This window comes from Arthrobacter sp. TJ-236 (assembly GCF_058269235.1).
This window is the reverse complement of record NZ_JBZCNI010000001.1, coordinates 450,931-471,276: the sequence shown is the minus strand read 5'-3', so window position 1 is coordinate 471,276 and position 20,346 is coordinate 450,931. Positions and strand designations below refer to the sequence as shown.

Annotated in this window: 15 protein-coding genes; 9 read left to right on the top strand and 6 right to left on the bottom strand. The window is 69.5% G+C overall.

Annotated features, from left to right (window positions below; genetic code table 11):
• Window positions 1-42: 42 nt before the first annotated feature.
• The 4 genes from AC4D16_RS02035 to AC4D16_RS02020 form a co-directional block, all read right to left on the bottom strand.
• Window positions 43-1,128 (bottom strand): glycosyltransferase family 4 protein, encoded by a 1,086-nt coding sequence (locus AC4D16_RS02035; protein ID WP_490953764.1) that lies wholly within the window; start codon window positions 1,126-1,128, stop codon window positions 43-45.
• On the bottom strand, window positions 1,125-2,027 hold the full coding sequence (locus tag AC4D16_RS02030) for an alpha/beta fold hydrolase (RefSeq protein WP_490953763.1): 903 nt from the start codon (window positions 2,025-2,027) through the stop codon (window positions 1,125-1,127). The genes AC4D16_RS02035 and AC4D16_RS02030 overlap by 4 nt, the downstream gene beginning before the upstream one ends.
• Complete coding sequence (locus AC4D16_RS02025) at window positions 2,024-2,857, bottom strand: aldo/keto reductase (protein WP_490953762.1); 834 nt, start codon at window positions 2,855-2,857, stop codon at window positions 2,024-2,026. Before AC4D16_RS02025 ends, AC4D16_RS02030 begins: the two co-directional genes overlap by 4 nt.
• Window positions 2,858-2,919: 62 nt before the next feature.
• Window positions 2,920-3,828 (bottom strand): sugar-binding transcriptional regulator, encoded by a 909-nt coding sequence (locus AC4D16_RS02020; protein ID WP_490954653.1) that lies wholly within the window; start codon window positions 3,826-3,828, stop codon window positions 2,920-2,922.
• Window positions 3,829-4,046: 218 nt separating this feature from the next.
• On the opposite strand from AC4D16_RS02020, the gene AC4D16_RS02015 reads away from it, so the two are divergent.
• The 8 genes from AC4D16_RS02015 (at window position 4,047) to holA (ending at window position 17,107) form a co-directional block, all read left to right on the top strand.
• The gene (locus AC4D16_RS02015; RefSeq protein WP_490953761.1) at window positions 4,047-5,789 is read left to right on the top strand and encodes a glycerol-3-phosphate dehydrogenase/oxidase; all 1,743 of its coding nucleotides are present in this window, start codon (window positions 4,047-4,049) and stop codon (window positions 5,787-5,789) included.
• A 142-nt stretch (window positions 5,790-5,931) separates the two neighbouring features.
• Window positions 5,932-6,678 carry an MIP/aquaporin family protein gene (locus tag AC4D16_RS02010; protein WP_490949108.1) on the top strand — a complete coding sequence of 249 codons (747 nt, stop codon included), beginning with the start codon at window positions 5,932-5,934 and terminating at the stop codon, window positions 6,676-6,678.
• Window positions 6,679-6,740: 62 nt separating this feature from the next.
• Window positions 6,741-8,258 (top strand): glycerol kinase GlpK, encoded by a 1,518-nt coding sequence (glpK, locus tag AC4D16_RS02005; protein ID WP_490949109.1) that lies wholly within the window; start codon window positions 6,741-6,743, stop codon window positions 8,256-8,258.
• 321 nt (window positions 8,259-8,579) lie between these two features.
• A complete protein-coding gene (leuS, locus tag AC4D16_RS02000) occupies window positions 8,580-11,078 on the top strand; it encodes a leucine--tRNA ligase (RefSeq protein ID WP_490953760.1) in 2,499 nt (832 codons plus the stop codon).
• Window positions 11,079-11,082: 4 nt separating this feature from the next.
• The gene (locus AC4D16_RS01995; protein ID WP_490953759.1) at window positions 11,083-11,937 is read left to right on the top strand and encodes a DegV family protein; all 855 of its coding nucleotides are present in this window, start codon (window positions 11,083-11,085) and stop codon (window positions 11,935-11,937) included.
• A 192-nt stretch (window positions 11,938-12,129) separates the two neighbouring features.
• Window positions 12,130-13,173, top strand: a complete 1,044-nt coding sequence (locus AC4D16_RS01990) for a ComEA family DNA-binding protein (RefSeq protein WP_490953758.1) — start codon at window positions 12,130-12,132, stop codon at window positions 13,171-13,173.
• 83 nt (window positions 13,174-13,256) lie between these two features.
• Window positions 13,257-16,010 carry a ComEC/Rec2 family competence protein gene (locus AC4D16_RS01985; RefSeq protein ID WP_490953757.1) on the top strand — a complete coding sequence of 918 codons (2,754 nt, stop codon included), beginning with the start codon at window positions 13,257-13,259 and terminating at the stop codon, window positions 16,008-16,010.
• A gap of 83 nt (window positions 16,011-16,093) precedes the next feature.
• A complete protein-coding gene (gene holA / locus AC4D16_RS01980; RefSeq protein ID WP_490953756.1) occupies window positions 16,094-17,107 on the top strand; it encodes a DNA polymerase III subunit delta in 1,014 nt (337 codons plus the stop codon).
• A gap of 112 nt (window positions 17,108-17,219) precedes the next feature.
• Here the strand turns inward: holA and rpsT are convergent, their stop codons facing one another.
• Entirely contained in the window at window positions 17,220-17,480 is a 261-nt protein-coding gene (gene rpsT / locus AC4D16_RS01975; protein ID WP_490949115.1) for a 30S ribosomal protein S20, read from the bottom strand.
• 257 nt (window positions 17,481-17,737) lie between these two features.
• The gene (locus AC4D16_RS01970) at window positions 17,738-18,340 is read right to left on the bottom strand and encodes a type II toxin-antitoxin system PemK/MazF family toxin (RefSeq protein ID WP_490953755.1); all 603 of its coding nucleotides are present in this window, start codon (window positions 18,338-18,340) and stop codon (window positions 17,738-17,740) included.
• 139 nt (window positions 18,341-18,479) lie between these two features.
• Here AC4D16_RS01970 and lepA point away from each other — a divergent pair, with 139 nt between their 5' ends.
• Window positions 18,480-20,333 (top strand): translation elongation factor 4, encoded by a 1,854-nt coding sequence (gene lepA / locus AC4D16_RS01965; protein WP_490949117.1) that lies wholly within the window; start codon window positions 18,480-18,482, stop codon window positions 20,331-20,333.
• Window positions 20,334-20,346 lie beyond the last annotated feature (13 nt).

Below are 20,346 nucleotides of genomic sequence, written 5' to 3'. Positions count from 1 at the left end.
CCGGATCACCTCCAGCCGGATCACGTCAGGGCGAGGTCCTCGCTACCGCCGTCGTCGTGCGTACTCCTCCACGGCACGTCCGCAGGCCGCGCGCAACTGCTCCGCCGACGCGGACCAGGAGTAGGTGCCCGCCTGCGCCAGTCCTGCGGCCGAAGCCTCGGCCCATCGCCCCGGCTCACCGAGATCGCGGACGGCCGCAGCGACGGCGTCGGCGTCGTCCGGGTCCACGTACAGCGCGGCCGTCCCGCCCACCTCGCGGAAGATCGGGATGTCACTGGCGACCACGGGCGTACCGGTCGCCATCGCCTCGACGACGGGCAGGCCGTACCCCTCCGCGCGGGAGAGGGTCACGAGCGCCGTCGAGTCCCGGAGGAGGGTCTCGTACTCGGCGTCGGAGACCCCTCCGTGGAAGATCACGCGCCCCTCCGGCGGGGCAAGGGCCTCGAGGTCGGCGCGACGCTCCGGCGTGATGCGGCTCAGCAGGTGGAGCGTGTGGTCGGGCAGCTGTGACATCGCGCGGACCAGCGTCCCCACGTTCTTGTACGGCATGAACGAGCCCATGTAGATCAGCGTCCGCGAGCGTGGGGCATCGGGGTCCCGCGGGCGGCCCGCGGGCTGCGGCGCGTTACCCACGAGGAGCACCGGGCGGCGGGTGAGCCGGTGGCGGCGCATGAGGTCGGACGTCGTCGTCGAGATCGTGGCGACGACGTCGGCCCGGTCCAGCAGCAACCGCTGGGGCCAGTACGCGAGGTGGTACAGCCGCCAGAGGAGGCGGACGGCGAGGGGCAGGAAGGAGGGCGGCGTGGGGTTCTGGTAGTAGATGAGGTCGTGCAGCGTGAGCACGAGCGGGTAGCGGCGCCCCCAGGATCCCATGGTCTGCATGGGGCACACAACGACGTCGGGGCGGAGCCGGTTGATCCGGAGCGCCACGACGAGCTCGGCGGGGGAGAGCGGACTGGACATCATCACGTGCGGGACGTCCGGCAGGAGGGCGAGCTGCCGCGGGTCGCTCACGAGCATCACGACGTCGTCGGTAACGGCGAGCGCGGCGATCAGGCTCGCTCCGTACCGGCTGATGCCGTCGTGATGGTCGGTGCGGGTGAAGCGGGCGTCGAACAGGATCCTCACGGTGCGGTCCTCTCGAGGAAGGTCATGATCAGTCGGGCGGCCTCACGGGGTTTCTCGTAGTGCACGAGGTGCCCGACGTCGGGAAGGATCTGCAGCTCGGCCTCGGGCACGAGCTCGGCGAGCGCGCGCTGGCTCGCGACCGATCCGATGTCGTCCTGCTCGGCGGCGATGAGCAGCACGGGCATGGTGAGGTCGCGCGCGCGGTCCCGTACCGTGCCCGCGATGGAGGCACGGAAGGCCTCGAGGACCACCCTGCGGGCCGCGAAGGAGCTGAAGTAGGAGCTGTGCTGGCCGTGGATCCAGCGGCGCAGTGCGCGGTCCTTCGTCTTCGCCATGAACACGCTCATGCCGCGGACGATCAGCGGGTTGGCGAGCAGCGCCCGTCCGGCGGCCTCGGGCAATCGATCGGCGGCGACGTAGTACAGCTCGGCCAGCCGCGAGGCGGTGCGGCTGGGGCCCTCGAGCGCGGGTTCGCTGACGGGGTTCACCAGCACCAGTCGCGCCGCGAGGTGTGGCGCGTCGGCGGCGACCTCGGCGGCGATGATCGATCCGAAGGAGTGCCCGAGGAGCACCGGCCGATCGCCGGCCGTCGCGGCCACGTGGGCGATGAACCGGGCGTAGGCGGCGACGTCGTGCGGTTCCGGCAGCGCCTCGCCCTGTCCGAATCCCGGGAGGTCCGGGAGGAGCACCCGGAGGGCGGGGAGTTCCTCGGCGAGTCGCAGCAGGCCGTGGTGATCACCCCGGAAACCGTGCACCATCACGACGGTGGGCGGAGCCGTGCCCGTGCCCCTGACACTGCCCGCGGACGTGCCCTCCGCATCGCCGACCGGGGGGAAGTCCCACACGCGCTGGAGGGTGCCCTCCCACGGGAACGTGCGGGCGACGGCGTCGCGCCTCACCGCACCGCGTCGGGGTGCGAGCCGAAGCGCTGGTCCCGGTCGAGTCCGTCGAGCACGGCGACGTGTGCGTCGGAGAGCTCGAAGCCGAAGATGTCGAGGTTCGAGCTGATCCGCTCGCGCGAGCTCGCCTTCGGGATGGTCAGCAGCCCGTGCTGGTGGTGCCAGCGGAGGATCACCTGCGCCGGGGTGCGGCCCAGCTCGTCGGCGATCCCGCGGATGTCGGCGTCGTCGAGGACGTTGCCGCGACCCAGGGGACTCCAGGCCTGCGTGAGGATCCCGTGGTGCTTGTGGAAGGCACGGAGCGGGAGCTGCTGGAGGTACGGGTGGAGCTCCACCTGGTTGAGGGCGGGCATTACCCCGGTGTCCGTGAGGAGCCGCTCCAGGTGCGGTCGCTGGAAGTTCGAGACGCCGATGGACCGGACCCGGCCGTCGTCGCGCAGCCGGATCAGGGCCCGCCACGTCTCGACGTAGAGCTCCTTCGCCGCGCAGGGCCAGTGGATCAGATAGAGGTCGAGGTGGTCGAGGCCGAGGAGCTCCAGGGAGGTGTCGAAGGCGCGCAGGGTCGCGTCGTAACCGTGGTCCTCGTTCCAGACCTTGGACGTGAGGAAGAGCTCGTCCCGTGCGTGCGTCTCGAGGAAGGACCGTGCGGCCGCACCCACTCCCGCCTCGTTGCCGTAGAGGGCGGCGGTGTCGAGCAGCCGGTACCCCACGTCGAGCGCCGTGGAGCAGAGCACCTCGGTATCCGCCGGCGGCACCTTGTACACGCCGTAGCCGATCACGTCGATGGAAGCACCGTCGCCGAGCGGCACGCGGGGTACGGGGGGAGTCATGGGTGCACTCTATCGAGGACGCTCTCCTCGAGCGGTACAGGGCGCGGGCGGCGTGCGGGACCTCACGCGTGCACGAGGCGCCGTGCCGACCCCTCGTCGAGGATGAGGTCGGTGGCCAGCCCTGCCGCGAGGGCGCCCCGCAGCCCGGCGATCTTCGCCTCGCCGGAGACGACGCAGATGCGCCGGTGCACCTTGGTGAGCTCGTCGAGGTCCGGTCCGGTGCTGCGCCCGTTCAGCGCGACGTCCCGGTGCGAGCCGTCGGCCCGGAAGAACATGGTGGCCACGTCGCCCACCACCTCGTCGCGCTTGAGCGTGTCGAGGTCCTGCCGGTCCAGGTACCCGCCGCTGTAGACGTGGCTGGGCACCCCGGAGCCGATCGAGCCGACCCCGAAGATCGCCATGGTCATGCGTCGCTGGAGGTCGAGGATGCGCCGTACGCTGCGCTCCTCCCACATGGCCGTCTTCGTCCCCGCGTGGTCGAAGAACGCGGGGACGGGGAACTGCTCCACGCGCGCGCCGTAGGCCTGCCCGAAGCGGCGCAGGATCTCGCTCGCGTAGGTGATGCCGGTCGTCTGGGTGTTCCCGGCTCCGTTGAGCTGCACGATCGTGCTGTCATGGGTCTGTTTGCGCGTCAGGTGGTGGCTCACCGCGCTGAGCGTGGATCCCCAGGCGACGCCGATGATCGCGTTCGAGTCGACGAGCGGGCCGATGGTCCTCGCGGCCTGGATCGCCACACGGTCGAGCACCTCGGAGTCGTTGACGGAATCCGCGACGGGGACCACGTGCGCCTCGACCCCGAACCGGCGGCGTATCTGCTGCTCGAGCGCCGGGGCGCGCTCCGAGGGGTTGTTCACCTGGATCTGCACGAGCCCGGTCTCCCGCGCGAGGGAGAGCAGGCGCGAGACGGTGGAGCGCGAGGTCTGCAGCTCACGGGCGATCGCGTTCATCGTGAGGTCCTGCAGGTAGTACATCTGGGCGGCCCGCAGGGCGTCCCGGGAGCGGTGCGGGACCGCCGGGTCCGAGGTTGCCCGGGCCCGGTCACCGGGGCCGGGTTCCGTGAGGTCGGTCGTCGTCATTCCGCAAGTCTGGACCGCTCGTGCACGTTTGTGCAACGCAGTTGACTGGTATTCCCAGAGCCCGAAGAATTGAGGTGCAGCAGTCCTGTCCAGCGATCCGATGGAGCACTACCGTGACCACATCAGCCGACCCCACCACTGGTTCCACCACGCCCGCGCGCGCCGTGGTCGACGAACTGCGGAAGAATCCCCGTGCGTCGGTCCTGGTCATCGGCGGCGGCATCAATGGTGTCGGGACCTTCCGCGACCTCGCCCTGCAGGGCGTCGACGTCGCGCTCGTCGAGCGCGGCGACTACTGCCAGGGCGCATCGGGCGCGTCCTCGCACATGATCCACGGCGGCATCCGCTACCTCGAGAACGGCGAGTTCCGTCTCGTGCGCGAATCCGTGATCGAGCGCAACGCTCTCATGAAGATCGCACCGCACTACGTGAAGCCGCTCCAGACCACCATCCCGATCTACACCACCTTCTCGGGCATCCTCTCGGCGCCCCTGCGCTTCCTCACGCACAAGCAGGGCAAGCAGGTGGAGCGCGGCGCGTTCCTCATCAAGGCCGGCCTCACCATGTACGACTTCTTCTCACGCGACGGCGGCAACGTGCCCCGCCACTCCTTCGTGGGACGCAAGAAGGCTCTGGCCGCCATGCCCGACCTCCGCAAGGACATCAAGTACGCGGCGACGTACTACGACGCCTCGGTCCACAACCCCGAGCGGCTCACCCTCGACGTCCTCCGCGACGGACAGGTGGCCAACCCCGCGGCACGCGCCGCGAACTACGTCAGTGCCATCGGCGCCGGCGAGGACGGCGTCCTCCTCCGTGACGAGCTGACGGGCGAGACGTTCGCGTTCCAGGCCGACGTCGTCGTGAACGCCACCGGCGCCTGGACGGACGGCACCAACGCCGCTCTCGGCACCGAGACCCTGTTCATGGGCGGCACCAAGGGCTCGCACATCGTGCTCGACCACCCCGAGCTCCTGAAGGCCTGCAACGGCACCGAGATCTTCTTCGAGCACGTCGACGGGCGGATCGTTCTCATCTACCCGATGGAGGACCGCGTCCTCGTCGGGACCACGGACATCGACGTCGACGTCAACGAGCAGGCCGTCTGCACGGACGAGGAGATCGACTACTTCTTCGAGCTGATCGGTCACGTGTTCCCCGACATCCAGGTGTCGAAGGAGCAGATCGTCTACAGCTTCTCCGGCGTCCGCCCCCTGCCCCGCCACGACGACACGCAGCCCGGTTTCGTGTCGCGTGACTACCGCATCGAGAAGCGCGCGGAGAAGATCGGCGACCGCACGGTCACGACCCTCAGCCTGGTCGGCGGCAAGTGGACCACGTTCCGTGCCCTCTCCGAGCACCTCACCAACGACACGCTCGCCGCGCTCGGCGCCACGCGGAAGACGTCGACGGCGGGGATCGCCATCGGTGGCGGTCAGGACTTCCCGAAGGACGAAGCGGCAGAGCGCGCCTGGGTCCGGAAGGCCGTCCGCCCGGGCTTCGACGAGGCGCGCGTTACCGTGCTGCTCACCCGCTACGGAACACGAGCGACCGACGTCATCGATTACCTCGCCCAGGGACCCGACAGGATGTTTAATTCGACGAAGGAGCTGAGCACGCGCGAGCTCGCCTACATGGTGGAGCACGAGCAGATCGGTCACCTCATCGATGTGCTGATCCGCCGCACCTCCCTGGCATTCCGCGGTCTCGTCACCGAGGAATTGCTGGCGGAGCTCGCCGCGACCCTCGCCCCCCTGCTGGGCTGGGACGAGGCGCGGTCCGCGGCGGAGATCGAGCTCGCCGAGAAGGTCCTCGCGGACGCTCACAGGGTGCAGGTCAAGAGCTTGATCGCGTAGCGGCACTCGCCGCAGCGGGGTCGAACCGCCTCCTACAGGAGGAGGCGTTGCAAGGCCAACGGCAGTGGTTGCCGGGGGGAACCAACGGGCGCCGTCGAGGCGGCGGCGCCCGTCGACAAGTGAATAGAAACAGGAGTCAAAGATGTCTCTGGAAGTATTCGTCGCCGAGATGCTCGGCACAATGCTGCTGTTGTTGCTCGGTACCGGTGTGGTCGCGAACGTCGCGCTCGCCAAGACCAAGGGCAATAACGGCGGCTTTCTCATGGTCAACTTCGGGTGGGGACTCGCCGTGTTCGCCGGCGTGTACGTGGCAGCTCTCTCGGGGGCCCACCTCAACTTCGCCGTGACCATGGGCCTCCTCGCCAACGGGGACACCGCGCAGTTCGCTCCGGGCGTCGACAAGACGTTCGTGAACACGCTCGCCTACCTCGCCGCCCAGATGATCGGTTCGATCCTCGGCGCCGTCCTCTGCTGGCTCTCCTATAAGCAGCACTTCGATGACGAGCCCGAGCCCGCCAACAAGCTCGGCGTCTTCTCCACCGGACCGGCCATCCGCTCCTACGGCTGGAACCTGGTCACCGAGATCATCGGCACCTTCGTCCTCGTCTTCGTCATCCTCTCCTTCGGTAGTTCGCCCTCGGGTCTCGGCCCGCTCGCCGTCGCGTTGCTCGTGGTCGGTATCGGCGCCTCCCTCGGTGGCCCCACCGGCTACGCCATCAACCCGAACCGCGACCTCGGCCCCCGGATCGCCCACGCCTTCCTGCCGATCAAGGGCAAGGGCAGCAGCGACTGGGCCTACGCCTGGGTTCCCGTCGTCGGCCCGATCATCGGTGGTGTGCTCGCCGGCATCCTGGTGCAGGTCGTCACCTTCCCCGTCCCCGCCGCGTAGGCACCCCACACCTCGGCGACTGCCCGTAGCCGTGCAGTCGCCTTTTCCAGAAGGAGCAGAGCATGTCGCAGCAATACGTCATCGCCATCGACCAGGGCACCACCTCCAGCAGGGCCATCGTGTTCGACCACAAGGGCGACATCGTGTCCTCGGGTCAGAAGGAGCACGAGCAGATCTTCCCGAAGGCAGGCTGGGTCGAGCACGATCCCGCCGAGATCTGGAACAACACGCGTGAGGTCATCGGCAACGCACTGTCGAAGGCGAACCTGACGCGTCACGACATCGCCGCCGTGGGTATCACCAACCAGCGCGAGACCGCCGTCGTCTGGGACAGGACCACCGGGCGGGCCGTGTACAACGCCATCGTCTGGCAGGACACCCGCACGCAGAACATCGTCGACGAGCTCGCCAAGGACGGCGGCGTCGAGCGCTACAAGTCGAAGGTCGGCCTGCCGCTCGCCACGTACTTCTCGGGTACGAAGATCAAGTGGATCCTCGACAACGTCGAAGGCGCCCGCGCGAAGGCCGAGGCGGGCGACCTCCTGTTCGGTAACACCGACTCCTGGGTCACCTGGAACCTCACGGGCGGAACCGACGGCGGCGTGCACATCACCGACGTCACCAATGCCTCACGCACGCTGTTCATGGACCTCGAGACCCTCGCGTGGGACGAGTCGATCCTCGCCGACTTCGGCGTCCCGGCGTCGATGATGCCCGAGATCAAGTCCTCCTCCGAGGTGTACGGCACCGTGCACACCTCGCAGCTTCTGCGCGAGGTACCCGTCGCAGGCATCCTGGGCGACCAGCAGGCCGCGACCTTCGGTCAGGCCGCCTTCGACAAGGGTGGGGCCAAGAACACCTACGGCACCGGCAACTTCATGATCGTCAACACCGGTGAGGAGATCGTCCACTCCAAGAACGGTCTGCTCACCACGGTCTGCTACCGCCTGGGAGACGCCAAGCCGGTCTACGCGCTCGAGGGTTCCATCGCTGTCACCGGGTCGCTCGTCCAGTGGCTCCGTGACAACCTCGGCATCATCAACAGCGCACCCGAGGTGGAGCAGCTCGCCAAGACCGTCGACGACAACGGCGGCGTGTACATCGTGCCGGCGTTCTCGGGCCTCTTCGCGCCGTACTGGCGCGCCGATGCCCGCGGCGCGATCGTGGGTATGACCCGCTTCGTGAACAAGGGTCACATCGCCCGCGCCGCCCTGGAGGCCACGGCCTTCCAGACCCGCGAGGTGCTGGACGCCGCGAACGCCGATTCCGGTGTCAACATGGAGGACCTGCGGGTGGACGGCGGCATGGTCGCCAACGACGCCCTCATGCAGTTCCAGGCGGACATCCTCGGTATCCCCGTGATCCGTCCGAAGGTCACGGAGACCACCGCCCTGGGCGCGGCCTACGCAGCGGGCCTCGCCGTCGGCTTCTGGAAGGACACCGACGAGCTCGCCACCAACTGGGCCGAGGACAAGCGCTGGAACCCGTCCATGGACGAGGCCGAGCGCGAGCGCCAGCTCCGCCTCTGGAAGAAGGCCGTCACGAAGACCTTCGACTGGGTCGACGAGGACGTCCGCTGAGCGCCCGCTAGGCGAGTTCTCCGGCGTGGGGTGTGCCCTGTCCGTCCGATGACGGGCGGGGTACACCCCCTCCGCGTCGGGCGGGTCGGGGCCTTCCTCCGGCTCGGACCCGCTCCGCGCGGGCACTGCTAAGGTGGTGGCATGAACCGGGTGTCCTCGCTCCTTACCTAGCCGCGCAGCAGATGCTGTGCGGCCGCCCCTCCTGCGTGAGGGGCTTTTGTGTGTCCGGGGGAGGGCACACGGTCGGCGCGGCGAGCGCCACACACCTGCATCGGCAGGACACACGGACGTTGAACCATCGACAGGACAGGTCGGACACCAGTGAGCAGCAACCCCGAGGTCGCCCAGCCGGACGAGAACACCTACGACGTCGGCGCCATCGAGGCGCGCTGGCCGGCGGTCTGGGACGAGCTCAAGGCGTTCGCCCCGGCCGACGACGGCTCGCGCGAGCGGCGCTACGTGCTCGACATGTTCCCCTACCCCTCCGGTGACCTCCACATGGGCCACGCGGAGGCCTTCGCCATGGGCGACGTCGCCGCGCGGTACTACCGGCAGCAGGGCTTCGACGTCCTGCACCCGATCGGGTGGGACTCCTTCGGGTTGCCCGCGGAGAACGCGGCCATCAAGCGCAACGCGCACCCCGCCGAGTGGACCTACGCGAACATCGAGACGCAGGCCCACTCGTTCAAGCGGTACGCCATCAGCGCCGATTGGGAGCGCCGCCTGCACACCTCGGACCCCGAGTACTACCGCTGGACGCAGTGGCTGTTCGTGCGGTTCTTCCGGAAGGGCCTGGCGTACCGCCGGAACTCGCCGGTCAACTGGTGCCCGAAGGACCAGACGGTGCTCGCCAACGAGCAGGTCATCAACGGGGCGTGTGACCGCTGCGGCACCATGGTCACCAAGAAGAACCTGAACCAGTGGTACTTCAAGATCACCGACTACGCCGACCGCCTGCTGGACGACATGGAGCAGTTGAAGGGCCACTGGCCCGAGCGCGTCCTGGCGATGCAGCGCAACTGGATAGGCCGCTCCGAGGGCGCGCACGTGACCTTCCGGATCGAGGCCGACGGCGATCAGCCGACGTCCGACGTCGACGTGTTCACGACGCGTCCCGACACCCTGTATGGGGCGACGTTCTTCGTCGTCGCCGCGGACGCGGACCTCGCCCTCGAGCTGGTCACGCCGGACCGCCGGGCCGCCCTGGAGGAATACCGCGAGCAGGTCAAGGGCCTGTCCGAGATCGAGCGCCAGGCCACCGAGCGCGAGAAGACGGGCATCTTCACCGGCCGCTACGCCGTGAATCCTCTGAACGGCGAGAAGCTGCCGGTCTGGGCCGCAGACTACGTCCTAGCCGACTACGGGACCGGCGCCATCATGGCGGTGCCCGCGCACGACCAGCGCGACCTCGACTTCGCGCGTGCCTTCGACCTGCCCGTGCGCACCGTCGTCGACACAGGGGCGGAGGACGCAGCGGTCACCGGCGTCGCGACCACCGGCGAGGGGACCCTCGTCAACTCCGGTGAGCTGACCGGGCTGGACAAGCCCACCGCCATCCGCCGCGCCATCGAGCTCATCGAGGAGCAGGGCACCGGCGAGCACACCATCAACTACCGTCTCCGCGACTGGCTGCTGTCCCGCCAGCGCTTCTGGGGCACGCCCATCCCGATCATCCACTGCCCCTCCTGCGGGGAGGTCCCGGTACCGGACGACCAGCTGCCCGTCACACTGCCCGAGGGTCTGCGCGGGGAGTCACTGGCACCCAAGGGCACCTCGCCGCTGGCCGCCGTCGAGGACTGGGTGAACGTCTCCTGTCCGTCGTGCGGCGGTGCCGCGAAGCGCGATACCGACACCATGGACACCTTCGTCGACTCGTCCTGGTACTACCTCCGCTTCGTCGATCCGAACCTGGACACGGCGCCGTTCGACACCGAGGCGGTCAACCGCTGGCTGCCGGTGGGCCAGTACGTGGGCGGGGTGGAGCACGCCATCCTGCACCTGCTCTACAGCAGGTTCTTCACGAAGGTCCTGTTCGATCTCGGGATGGTCGGCTTCACCGAGCCCTTCAGCGCGCTGCTGAACCAGGGCCAGGTCCTCAACGGCGGCAAGGCGATGAGCAAGTCGCTCGGCAACGGCGTGGACCTGGGGGAGCAGCTCGACCGCTACGGGGTGGACGCCGTGCGCCTCACCATGGTGTTCGCCTCGCCTCCCGAGGACGACGTCGACTGGGCGGACGTCTCGCCGTCGGGCTCCGCGAAGTTCCTGGCGCGTGCCTGGCGCCTCGGCAACGACGTGACAAGCGCGGTCGGCGCCGCCCCGGAGTCGGGTGACCGCGCACTGCGGTCGGTGACGCACCGGACGGTCGCCGACGCCGCCGAGCTGATGGAGGCCAACAAGTTCAACGTGGTCATCGCGAAGCTGATGGAACTCGTCAATGCGACGCGCAAAGCCATCGACTCCGGTGCCGGCGGCGCCGACCCCGCTGTCCGCGAGGCCGCAGAGGCCGTGGCGATCCTGCTGAGCCTCTTCGCGCCCTACACGGCCGAGGACCTCTGGAACCGGCTGGGGCACGAGGCCACCGTCGCGACGGCAGGCTGGCCCGCGGTGGACCCCGCGCTGCTCACGCAGGAGACCGTGGTCGCCGTCGTCCAGGTGCAGGGCAAGGTCCGCGACCGCCTGACGGTCTCGCCCGACATCACCGAGGAGGACCTGCGGGAGCTGGCCCTCGGGAGCGAGCAGGTGCAGCGCGTCCTGGACGGTAGGGGCATCCGCACCGTGATCGTGCGGGCGCCGAAGCTGGTCAACATCGTCCCGGCGTGACGCCGTGCGCATAGCCGTCGTCACCGACTCCGCTGCGGGGTTCGCCCTCGAGTGGACCGCGCCCGGAGGTGTGGCCGACGGAATAGAGGTGGTCGCGATGCCGGTGCTCATCGGTGAGGAGATCCTCACCGGCGAGCACGACGACGTCACCGCGCCCCTCATGGTGGCCCTCGCCGCAGGTGCGGACGTGCGGACGTCCCGGCCGTCGCCGGGTCAGTTCGACCGGATGTACGGCTCTCTCGCCGAGAACGGATTCGACGGCGTGGTGTCCGTCCACCTGTCCGGTCTGCTGTCTGGAACGGTCGACGCGGCGCGGCTCGCGGCGTCCCGCGCATCCCTGCCGGTCGAGGTGATCGACACGCGGACAGCCGGGATGGCCCAGGGACGGGCCGCCCTCGCAGCCCTGAGTGCGGCACGGACCGGTGCCGACCTGCAGGCGTCCGCGGCCGCTGCGGCGATGGCCGCCCGATCGTCCGCGCTGTACTTCTACGTGCCGAGCCTCGACCAGTTGCGGCGCGGCGGCCGGATCACCGCGGCCGCGGGCTGGCTGGGTAGCCTCCTCTCCGTACGCGTCATCCTCCACGTGCAGGGAGGGCGGCTCGTGCCGCTGGAGCGCATGCGGTCGGCGGAGAAGGGCCTGCAGCGCCTGGCCGAACTGGTCCATACCGACGTCGCCGGTCGGAGTGGCCAACCGGCTCTGACCGTCCATCACTTCGGCAATGAACCGGAGGCGGTGGACTTCGCAGCGGGCCTCGCGGAGTCCCTGGGGGTCGACAGCATCACCACCTCGCCGTGCCCCTCGGTCCTCGCGGCGCACGCCGGCCTCGGTGTGCTCGCCGTGAGTGTCTCCGGGCGCTGAGCAGCCCTCCCGGCAGCGCCGCTGCGGTTGTCCACATAACGCCCGTGGCGATCCGTCGGGGGTGCACGGACTCCTAGCGTGACCGGTATGGGAAAGCACCGATGGCCGGTCACCGGCGACTCCTGGACGCCGGACGAGCCTCCGGCCCGTGGAGCGCCCGATACCCAGCGGCTCGCCCGGGACGCTACAGGGATGACCTCCGGCCATCCCTTCACGGAGGTTGACCCCGCCGATGCCTCTGCCGACGACGTCACCGACGACTCGGGTGACCGCCACTCGCGTGCTGTCTCCCGCGGGCAGGGCGTCCGGAGTCGAGAACCGTGGGAGGACCAGGAATCGGAGGGGCCCACGGCGCACTCCACCCGGTCCGTCGCCCTCCGTCGAGGAGCCGCATCGTGGGAACCCGGCGACGACGAGGACGATGGCCCCTCGCAGCCGGGCATCCGCTGGGGAGTCGCGCGGTCGGCGGCACTCGTGTTCCTCGGGGTGGCGCTGGCCGTGGGCGCCGGCCTCTTCCTCGTGCGCAGCTCGGAACCGTCGGCAGCCGCTGTCACCGTGCAACTGGAGTCCGATACCCAGCGATCAGCGGACGAAGCAGCCCCCGCCACGGAGAAGAACGACGCCGACGGGTCGGAGCGTACTCCGGCGGACACTCCCGCGGATGGTCCGGGCACCACCGCTCCTGCGTCGGTATCCGGCGGCGCCGCGCCCCCCTCCACCGGTTCGGTCGTCGTGTACGTGACAGGCGCGGTCACCACCCCCGGCGTCGTCACGGCCCCCGAGGGGACACGTCTTGTCGACATCCTCGACGAGGTCGGCGGCGCACTGCCCGAGGCCGACCTCGTCGGTGTCAATCTGGCGGGGACTCCCGTCGACGGCGAGCACATCCACGTCCTGGCCGTCGGGGAGACGCCCCGACCGGAGGTCGGAGGAAACTCACCATCGACTCCGGGCGGCAGGACACCCGGGTCCTCGGGCTCCGTCCCGGGCTCTGTCTCGGGGTCGGCGTCGGGAACCGCTGAAGGAGCGGGCGACGGCGGGGGTACGGTCAACATCAATACGGCGACGCTCGCGGAGATCGAATCGCTTCCGGGGGTCGGGCCGGTCCTGGGGCAGCGGATCATCGACTGGCGGGACACCAACGGGCCTTTCGCCCGTCCAGCCGACATCGACGCTGTTCCCGGCATAGGCCCCGCGCTCCTCGAAGGCCTGCTCCCGGTCACCAGCACCCAGTGATGGAGCCGCGGCCGGTGGTGCTGTCCACACGCGGACAGAGGAGTACGCGGGGCCGGGAGAAGGGGCCGCGGAGCCTTATCCGCGTGCTCGGTTCGCTCGGCCGCCGATCGGCGGATCTCCGTCTCCTGCCGGCGGCCGCCCTGGCGTGGGCCACCGCTGCCGTCGCCATCCGTGGCGAGGCGATGGCCGTGACGGGAGCGGCCCTCCTGGCGATCGCGATGGCCCTCACCGTCGCCTGTGCCGCCTTCCTCGGCAGACACCGACGAGGTGACCGCTGGTCGCGCTGTGTGTCCCTGACACTGCCACCCGTGGCGGCACTTGCGCTGGTCCTGCTGACCACCGGTGGGAGCCTCGCGAGGGCCGAGGCCGGTCCCGTCGACGAGGCAGTACGTGACGGGACCGCCTTCACCGCGATCGTCAGGATCACGGGGGAGCCGTCCTCGCTCGGACCGGGATCCTTCGGCTCCGGGGACCGGTACCTGGTGGAGGCGGACGTCATCGGCGGGGTCCTGAGATCGGATGCGTTCGTCTCGAGGACGCCCGTCGTGGTCATCGGCGATGAGCAGTGGGCCACCGCGGGCTCGGGGGACACCGTGCGGGTCCTCGGGACCGTCGCACCTCCGGACAGGGCCGGCAAGCCGCGGGGGGTCCTCCTTCCCGCGAGTGCGCCGTCGTTCGAGCGTGCCGCCGGGTGGCTCGGCTACACCGATGATCTGCGCACCCGGTTCCGACACGTCTCCCTGGCGGACGAGCGCGACGGCGGACTGCTGCCAGGGATGGCGCTCGGCGACCGGATCCCGCTCGACCCCTCCCTCGAGGAGGACATGAAGGCCACCGGTCTGACGCACCTGACGGCCGTCAGCGGAGCGAACTGCTCCTACGTCGTCGCCTTCGCCTTCCTGGGCCTCCGGCTGCTCCGCGTTCCGCGGGTCGCCGCCTCCGTCGGGGCGGTGCTCGCGCTCGCGGCCTTCGTGCTCCTCGTCCGGCCCGAGCCGAGTGTGCTGCGCGCCGCGGTGATGGGCGCCATCGGCGTCGCCGCAGTCCTGTCGGGCAGGGGGCGGGTATCACTGACGCTCCTGCTGCTGTCCATCATCGTGCTGCTCGCCGTGGATCCCTGGTTGTCCGTCTCCTTCGCCTTCATGCTGTCGGTCTCCGCCACGCTCGGGCTCGTCACCGCCGGACCACTCGTGGTGCGGGTGTTGGGTGGGCTGATGCCCCGGGTCATCGCCCAACTCCTCGCCATACCCCTGACTGCCCAGCTGTTCTGCACACCCATCATCGTGCTGATCCAGCCCCAACTCCCGCTGTACTCCCTGCCCGCGAACGTGCTCGCCTCGCCCGTCGTCCCGGCCATCACGCTGCTGGGGATGGTCGCCGTCGTCGTCCTCACCTGGCCCGCCGTCCTCGCCTCCGTCCTGGCTCCCGTGGTCGTCTCCCTGGCGCAATGGGGCACGCGCTGGGTCTCCGGAGTGGCCGAGGCATTCGCCGCTGCACCGGCAGCATCCGTCCCGTGGCCTCCCGGGCCGACCGGGGCCGTGCTCGCCGCCTTTCTCTCGGCCGCCCTGCTGCTGGTCATCGTCCGACGGGACGCGACGATGGCGGGGGCTCCGCCGATGACGACCACTCCCGTGCTGGCACGCGTCCGCGACAGGCTCCAGCCACAGGTATCCCGTTCCCCTGACCGATCCTCCGGAGTGGATGCGGCATCCGAGCACCAGCTCCGACGTGAGGACGATCCTTTCGGCGTCCCGGCGGAGCGTCATCCAAGGAGGTCCACTCAGCCCTCCGAGCGGAGCGGGCGCGACGGACGAACCGGGCGCACCGGACGAACCGGGCGCACCGGGCGCACCGGTCGAACCGGACGGACCGGACGGACCGGAGCGGAACGGCACGAGCGAGGTCCGAGGCCGACGCGCCCGCGACAGCCGCGCTCGCAGGGGAATCGTCCGCCGTGGTGCTCACCCCGGGCGGGCTGGGCAACGCCGCGAAGCGCCCTGATCATCGGCGCCGGGGCCATCGTCGCCCTCCTCGTCGCGGTTCTTCTCGTGCACAGAGCGGCGCCACCGCCGGACCGACCCTGGCTGTTCGCGCTGTGCGATGTGGGGCAGGGCGACGGCATCGTCGTCGCGACGTCGCCGGGGCACGCCCTCGTGGTCGACGTCGGTCCGGACAGCGCGGCGATGGACCGCTGCCTGGACGAGCTCCACGTGGAGGTGATCGATGCACTCCTCATCACGCACCTCCACGACGACCACTACGGGGGAGTGGCGGGCGCAGTCGAGGGCCGGGACGTGAGTGCCTTGTACTACTCCACGGGAGAGGCAGGTCTCCCGGCGGCCGTGACCGACGCGGCGGCAGACGCCGGCGTGGACCCGCAGCAGCTGACCCTCGGGACGGTGCTCGACCTTCCACCGCTCCAGGTCGACGTCCTGTGGGCCTCACCTTCTGCACCACCAGGGGAGGAGAACAATGCGAGCGCCGTGCTGGAGGTCGTCCTGCCCGCAGAGCCCCGACCCATCACCCTGCTGCTGACCGGTGACCTCGAGGAGGACGCCGCGGCGCAAGTACTGTCCGCCGTCCCGCACCTGTCCGGCGGGGTCGACATCCTCAAGATCGCGCACCACGGCGCACGAAACGGGGGAGGCGCGATGATCGGGGTGGTACGGCCTGCGCTCGCGGTCATCTCCGTGGGTCGGGACAACGAGTACGGGCACCCTCATCCGAGCATCCTCGAGGCACTCGCGGCAGCCGATGTGACAACCGCGCGGACGGACGAATTGGGTTCCTTCACCGTGGGGGTCGAGGGTGACGCACTCGCGGTCCGGCCGCTCGGGTGACAATGGCCGCCGTCGGCCCGTCCCGGCTTGGCGGTGCGCTGGACGCATGGAACAGTGGACGATGACCGAAGGAGGGGCCGCTCGTGGCGACCAGATCAGCAGGCGGCCGAGCCGGCAGTGCAGCACAGCAGCCGGCCTCGTGGCGCGACGTCCGCCCCGCCGGGTTGGTCCTCCTCGCCGGGCCCGAGGAGTACCTGGCGTCGAAAGCAGCCGAATCGATCCGTCGGCAGGTGCGCACGGCGCAGCCGGCCGCGGAGCTCGTCCGGTTCGACGCCGCAGCCTACGAGGCCGGACTCCTCGCGATGCACGCGAGCCCTTCCCTGTTCGGGGACTGGACGATCATCGAGGCAGCCGGCCTCGCGCAGATGAACGACGACTTCCTGACCGACGCGCTCGCTTATCTTGCGGATCCGGCGCCCGACGTGGTCCTGGTGTTACGTCACTCGGGGGGAAACCGCGGCAAGAAGCTCCTCGACGCGTTGAAGGCCGCTGACAGCACGATCGTCGACTGTCAGCCCCTGAAGAAGGACGCCGAAAAGGCTGATTTCGTCACCACCGAGTTCCGGCTCGCCCGTCGGAGGATCGATCCCGACGCGGTCCGCGCGCTCGTGGCGGCGGTGGGCTCGCAGCTACCGGAGCTCGCGGCAGCGTGTCAGCAGCTCATGGCAGATTCCGCCGGCGATGTGAGCGTGGAGACGGTGGAGCGGTACTACGGCGGACGCGTCGAGGCCACGGGCTTCAAGGTGGCCGACGCCGCGTTGGCGGGCCGGACGGCGCTGGCGCTCTCCATGCTGCGGCATGCGCTCGCCACCGGGGCCGATCCGGTCCCGATCGTCGCCGCCCTGGCCATGAAGGTCCGTGCGGTCGCCAAGGTACACGGCGTCCGAGGATCCTCGGTCCAGCTGGCGAAGGACCTCGGTATGGCGCCCTGGCAGGTCGATCAGGCACGGCGTGAGGCCCAGCGGTTCAGTTCGGCTGCACTCGCCCGGAGCGTCCAGATCCTCGCGGAGGCGGATGCCCAGGTGAAGGGCGAATCCCGCGACCCGGTCTATGCCGTCGAACGGGCAGTGACGGTGATCGCCCTCGGCGACGGCTGAACCCTCCTCCGTCGACGCGGGTCGGTCGTCGTGCCCGGCTATCGTACCGACCCCCGGAGCGACGAAGGGCCGGTTCCCATGGAACCGGCCCTCCGATCACGAACGCATCGCTCTAGAGCGCGTTGACCTTCTTGGAGATCGCCGACTTGCGGTTCGCAGCGTTGTTCTTGTGCAGAACACCCTTGCTCACGGCCTTGTCCAGCTTGCGGGCGGCGTTCTGCAGGGCGGTCGTTGCCGCGCCCTTGTCAGCGCCCTCGACGGCCGTGTTCACGGCGCGTATCGCCGTCTTGAGCTCGGACTTGACCGAGTTGTTACGCTGCCTCGCCTTTTCGTTGGTGAGGATGCGCTTCTTCTGGGACTTGATATTTGCCACGTATGAAAACTTTCTCTGGTTATGCGGACTGGGTCGTGAGGGTAGTTCGGCCGACCAACGACTGAGCGGCGTGGGGATACCGTGGGCGATCGGCTGAAGTGCCCGGAGACCTGCGCGGACACACAGCTTTCAAGTTTATCAGAACAACGGGTCGGACCGGGTCGGGCAGACCCGACCCTGCGGACCGCGACGTCCGTCCGGATGCCCGCCTGCCGTCCCCGCCGCAACCCAATTCGGCACCTGAGCGCGACGAGCCGTCAGCGACCGGCGCGGCCGAGCAGATCGTCCGGCAGTGCCGCGACGACCCGCTCGAAGCGGCTCCGGGACAGCACGGCACCCTCCCGTCGCACGGACGAAGGGTCCACCACGATCACCCGGTCCACCCTGACCTCGCTCGGTCGGCCCTGTCGATCCCATACCCCTGTCCCGATGTCGACGTACCGCGAGTCCCGCTGCTGATCGTTCGAGTGGTCACGGCTGGTGAGCATGAGTCCGAGCAGCGTGTCGCCGTCGCGCGCGATCAGCAGCACCGGGCGGTCCTTGCCCTGTGTCGGATCGTCCTCGTAGGCCACCCACGTCCAGACGATCTCGCCCGGGTCGGGGCGCCCGTCCGGCGACGGTGCGTACGCGAGCGTGATGCCGCGCCCACCCCGGGCGGACGAACGGGGCGTGCCCCGAGCTCCGGACGCGCGGGAGGGCGTGGGGTCGGAGGAACGCGACGGTGCGGAGCCCGCCGTCGTGCCGGCCGTACGCCGCCGCGCAGGGCGCGCCGGCGTGCTGGAGCCGGAGGTGCTTGCGGCCCGCGCGATGCGGGCGACGCGCCCGGCGAGGGACAGGAGGGAGCGCAGGGTGATCGCCATGCAGCGATCCTAGCGACGCCGGCCGCGCTCGGGCGGCGATTGCCGGCGTCGTCCGGCCCCGTGGGAGACTAGGGGGAGTGAATCGGCGCGGACGGCGCCCCCGACGAGACGACCCGTCCCGAAACAGTGAGGAAGCCACGTGTCACCCATGGCCCGCACCGCACCGGTGCCTGCCGCCACCGATCCGGCGATCATTAGGAACTTCTGCATCATCGCCCACATCGACCACGGGAAGTCAACGTTGGCGGACCGCATGCTCCAGCTCACGGGAGCCGTGGAACAACGTGACATGAAGGCGCAGTACCTCGACCGGATGGACATCGAGCGTGAGCGCGGCATCACCATCAAGTCCCAGGCCGTCCGGCTGCCGTGGGAGGTCGACGGCACGGCGTATGCACTGAACATGATCGACACCCCGGGTCACGTCGACTTCACCTACGAGGTGTCGCGGTCGCTCGCGGCGTGCGAGGGAGCGGTGCTCCTCGTCGACGCCGCCCAGGGCATCGAGGCCCAGACGCTCGCGAACCTGTATCTCGCGATGGAGAACAACCTCACCATCATCCCGGTGCTCAACAAGATCGACCTGCCGGCGGCCCAGCCCGAGAAGTACGCCGCGGAACTCGCGAGCCTGATCGGCGGCGACCCCGAGGACGTCCTCAAGGTCTCGGGGAAGACCGGCGTCGGGGTCGAGGCCCTGATGGACAAGATCGTCCGCGACCTCCCGGCACCGACGGGGGATCCCGACGCTCCCGCCCGGGCCATGATCTTCGACTCCGTCTACGACACCTACCGCGGCGTCGTCACGTACGTCCGCGTGGTGGACGGCAAGCTCAGCCCGCGTGAGCGCATCCAGATGATGTCCACGCGCGCCAGCCATGAATTGCTCGAGATCGGTGTCAGCTCACCGGAGCCGACGCCGTCCAAGGGCCTCGGCGTCGGCGAGGTGGGCTACCTCATCACCGGTGTGAAGGACGTCCGCCAGTCGAAGGTTGGCGACACCGTCACGAACCTCGCGAAGCCCGCCGCGGAGTCGCTCGGCGGCTACCAGGACCCGAAGCCCATGGTGTTCTCCGGGCTCTACCCCCTCGACGGCACGGACTACCCCGTGCTGCGCGACGCACTGGACAAGTTCACCCTGAATGACGCCGCCCTGGTCTACGAACCGGAGACGTCGGCAGCACTCGGGTTCGGGTTCCGGGTCGGTTTCCTCGGTCTGCTGCACCTCGAGATCACGCGCGAGCGCCTCGAGCGCGAGTACAACCTCGACCTGATCTCCACGGCGCCCAACGTCGAGTACGAGGTCACCCTCGAGGACAAGCGTGCCCTCAAGGTCACCAATCCGAGCGAGTACCCGGTGGGCAAGATCGCCGAGGTGCGCGAACCCATGGTGTCCGCGACCATCCTGGCGCCGTCGGAGTTCATCGGCGCCATCATGGAGCTGTGCCAGCAGCGTCGCGGCGTGCTGGGCGGCATGGACTACCTGTCCGAGGACCGTGTCGAGATCCGCTACCGGCTGCCCCTCGCGGAGATCGTGTTCGACTTCTTCGACCTGCTGAAGTCGAAGACGCGCGGGTACGGATCGCTGGATTGGAAGGCCGACGGCGATCAGGTGGCGGATCTCGTGAAGGTGGACATCCTCCTGCAGGGCGACCAGGTCGACGCCTTCAGCGCGATCACGCACCGTGACAAGGCCTACGCGTACGGGGTCATGATGACCGGGAAGCTGCGCGAACTGATCCCGCGGCAGCAGTTCGAGGTGCCCATCCAGGCCGCGATCGGTGCGCGCATCATCGCGCGTGAGAGCATCCGCGCCATCCGCAAGGACGTCCTCGCCAAGTGCTACGGCGGTGACATCACCCGCAAGCGCAAGCTCCTCGAGAAGCAGAAGGAGGGCAAGAAGCGCATGAAGATGGTGGGCCGCGTCGAGGTGCCGCAGGAAGCCTTCATCGCTGCGCTGTCCTCCGACGAGTCGAAGGACAAAGTCAAGAAGTGAGGGCGCGGTGACC